General features: G+C 42.2%; 1 protein-coding gene. It reads right to left on the reverse strand.

The features are described 5' to 3' along the window. Positions 1–35 precede the first annotated feature (35 nt). Positions 36–3,605, reverse strand: a complete 3,570-nt coding sequence (locus T472_RS04905; RefSeq protein ID WP_082447572.1) for a CLIPPER-2 domain-containing protein — start codon at positions 3,603–3,605, stop codon at positions 36–38. Positions 3,606–4,131: the final 526 nt, after the last annotated feature.

Below are 4,131 nucleotides of genomic sequence, written 5' to 3' on the forward strand. Positions count from 1 at the left end.
ACAGAGCAATTTCACGACAGGCAATCAAATCTATTTCAATTCACTTCAAGCGGTCTAAAACAGCCTACATACAGATGTACTTCCTTCAGTGAGAATCCTTCGTCCATCTTGTATGTAATCTTCATAGTACCATCATGGAATGCTATGATAAGCTCACCAACAATCTTACCCTTACTAAGGTCATTCTGTCCTGCACCAACATAGATCGGCCATCTGTAGTCCCCTTCTTCAATTGGTCCGTTTGTCCAGCCCCAGTTAGTTGAGGTTACTCCCTCAATATCCTTAATTGGTTTCGCGTAAGATCCTCCGTATGCCCATCCGGTCTCATCATAAAGTCTCGGCTTGACCTCCACTACTGCATCATCCTTGTCCTCAATCTTATTTGGAAGACCAACAGGATTCGAGGTTACAGTTGCTGTATTGGTAAGGATGCCAATATCAGCAATCGTTAACAGCCTGTCATAAGTATGGGTATCGTGCGCTCCCACAGCCAATGAAGTTGCAAATGCTGATAGAGTTCCTAACATGCTGTCTTTAACCACGATGTTATGAAGAGCTATGTCGCCCGTATTTGTAATCTTAATAGTATATGTTACAGTATCACCTACATGTGCGAATGCTGTATTCACAGATTTGTCAATATCGATGTGTGGGTGCACAAGGTCAACTGTAACACTATCCTCAAGCTTGAATTCGCTGATAGCCTCAAAACCGATTGGTGATCCTACAACCTTCGCGGTATTTTTGAGTTCAGTCCATCCAAACTTAGTAAGGTAATCAGGATCATCCGAAGCCTTTACTACATACGGTACATTTACGATCTTCTCTTCGCCGGAAGCCAGGTCAAAGCTCATGTTCAGTCCCAATAAAGCATCTGTCAGTACACAGTGAATCTTCGGTGCATATGCTTCAGCTGTAGTATTCTTGACTACTATCTTGTAGTTGATAGTATCTCCAACCTTGGATATCTCTGTATCTGCAGTCTTCTTGATAGTCAATCCTGGTGTGAAGAGTTTGACTTCATGACTGTCATTATCCTTAAGAACATTCGGGAATCCTACCGGTGATGCAGTTACTTCTGCAGTATTTACAAGCGGATTAGGATCAGTGTTCTTTATCAGGTAGTCATAAGTATACTCCTTGCTGCCTCCTGGACTTAACAGCGCATCGGTAACCACTGTTCCATACACGTCATCCACAACAGAATACTTGAGGTCAGGCGAATCAGATGAACTAGTATTCGTAACAATAATCTTGTACTTTACTGTACCCCCGACCATTGAAACTGTCTTGTCTGCAGTCTTCTCAATCTTTATCCCAGGCTGGAACAGATTGACTTCGAATTCTGCGCTCTCCTCAACAGTCTTGCTGAAATCTCCCATTATGTATTTATAGGTTGCAGTTACCTTGTTCTTGAACGGATCTTTAGCTTCTGCCGGAATTTTGAACAGCTTCTCTGCATTGTCAGTCTCACCAGGCTTTAGTATAGTCTTGCCAAACAGCGAAGTGAGGTCAAACATGAATGTCTCATCGTATACCTTTACAAGATTCAAGTCTACATCACCAGTATTCTTGATTTCAAACTTGTAAAGCACTTCGTCACCAATCTTCGATAGTTCATCTCCCGACTTCTTGATCTCAAGTCCAGGCCATAGCACTTTCGTCTCAGCGAAGCTGCTATAATCATATTTGTTGTCAAAATCGTCGAATGATGTATGTATCGTAGCAGTGTTCTTGATTATCGAATACCTTTCGGCATCAAGAGGAATCATGTAGTCTGTCTCTGTCCCTTCAAAGATCTTTGATTCCCCAAAACCAAGATCAAATATCTTTGCGGTACCACCGGAAATCGACCACCCGAGAAGATCATCTTCCAGTACATAGTGCATAACAGGAGTATCCTGTGAACTCAGGTTCTTTACTTCAATCTTGTATCTTACAGTTTCACCTGGAATTGCATATTTCTTATCTACAGTCTTCTCAATTGACGACAGCGGCTGGAACAGATTTGTGCTATGGCTAGATTCTCCCTTTGCCTCAATCTGCATATAGTTGTATACAGCTGTTACCTTATTTACGAATGGGTCTGAAGCTTCTTCTGGAATCTCCATCTTGAAGGTATGACTCTCTGTTGCACCCTTCGCAAGAGTCGCTCCAAATCCATCAGTACTCCACTTGATATAGCTCAGGTCTCCGAACTTGTCATCTACTATGCTTGTAAGCTCAAGGTCCACATTTCCTGTATTCTTGACTTCAACTGTAAACTCTATCTCGTCGCCAATCTTCGATAGTTCATCTCCTGTCTTCTTGACTTCGATCTTCGGGTCAGGCAGGAAGTTGCCAAAATCTATTCCAGATATGGTTACCGCATCGTTTGCATTTGCTGGCATAAGGCTTCTGTCAATATACCATCTCCATGGACCCTTTCCTGCATCTACCTTCACAAACGATTTTGCTCCGTTAGCCAGAGTAATCTCCGAATGAGGATAAGTCTGCGTGTAACCAGGTTCCATTACCTCATGTACCCTAAGCTCCGAACCATATGACAATCCACCGAAGGTATAGATACCATCCGGTCCGGTTTTTGTTGTCAGCGTAACCTCAATATCCTCGATATACCCAACAAGATTGATGGTCCAATCCTTAAGACCAGGCTCACCAACGTCAAATTGACCATTATTGTTGACATCCAGGAACTTCATTCCTGTCACAGTCCTGTATACTTCAGGGGTATCCGGAAGCGGAACTGTCTTCGAGGAATCAAGTAATCCGAAGTGTCCGCTGGATCCAGTCTTAGGTCCGGATCCGAATGCAATAGCATCAAAATTCATCAATCCATACAGATATCCGCCCCAGCTTGCAGGTGCACCGCTTGCGTACTCTGTCTGAAGGTTTCTGCTTCCCCAAATTGACGTACGTGCAAGATGGAACTCAAAGTATATCTCAATGTTATTTGTGTTTAATCCAATGCCCATAGAATTCAATGCTGACTTAATATCTTCTGCAGTTATTGTGAACATCCTCTTGCCATCGGTGATTGAACCCAGCCCGCCAAGTGTAGCGGTTTCAGCAGACCTGTTCATTTGACTGTCCGGAAGATTCAGAAGCTTATATCCCAACCATTGATTCTCTCCGGAATGGTTCTGGGCATCATCTACATTCTCTGCGGATCCCATCGGATAAGGCAAACCACTTTCCATCGGCCATCCTTCATCGTCGGTAAGTGTCCTTACCCCTATCTGGATACCCTTGACAAGGTCTACAAACATTCCTGTTCCGCTGTTAGTCGCATATGCTGCAGTATACCAGATACTGATATCCGGAAAACCTGCAAAGTTAGGATAAACCGACTGGAATCCATTCAACCTTATCCTTCCAGGGAACCACTCGCCTTCAGCATAAGTTTTACCCAGGTTACCGGTTACATACGCACCTTCCCAATCCTTCGAATCTACGTTGTACCCCTCCATAGTCGCAAATCCGGATAGTCCAGTAGCTGCTTCTACATTCTTCGACGCAAAGCCTAGCGTGAGCACCATAGTGAAAGCAACGAAAACCGCCAGGAATTTCAAGTGTCGGTATCTTCGCATCTTCCAGCTACGCATTTTTCTTGCACTTCCTTTCCCACATGTGTGGTAAAAAAAGATATGCCATCTATGTCAATTGAGGATACGAAGTGCATCATACAAGCTTAAAAACCTTCTTTACTCGAGCAGGAGGTAGATTAGCTTTACAGCTGTACAGATATCCTCAATTGATTTACTTGATTCACTCCTTTATATATGGTTCTAGATTCTTTATCTATTGATTGATCCAGCTCTTGACAATAATTTATCACTTTATAATTCATTCATAGCTTACTATTAATCCATATAAGATTATGCATATTATCAGCCCAGCAAATTACATGCAATTATATAATTTAATTAAAATTAATCTACCCGATTTAGTTTACCCATACCTATAGTTCACTATAATCTATATTGATCCCCGTTATTGCTATTCATGCTATAGCCATTACAACAGGCCGATTCAAGCTTCCTCAATATAATTATAACCTTATCGAAACTCCATTCAACACCTCAGACTATTGTTCTAAATACTTTAACTGGAAAGTTGAGTAAAGTAAAT

Origin of the sequence: Youngiibacter fragilis 232.1 (assembly GCF_000495435.3) — a bacterium.
Classification (GTDB): Bacteria; Bacillota; Clostridia; order Clostridiales; family Clostridiaceae; genus Youngiibacter; species Youngiibacter fragilis.

Excerpts from the sequence above, each read along its gene's own strand:
- T472_RS04905 (WP_082447572.1), bottom strand. The coding sequence starts at position 3,605 with ATGCGTAGCTGGAAGATGCGAAGATACCGACACTTGAAATTCCTGGCG.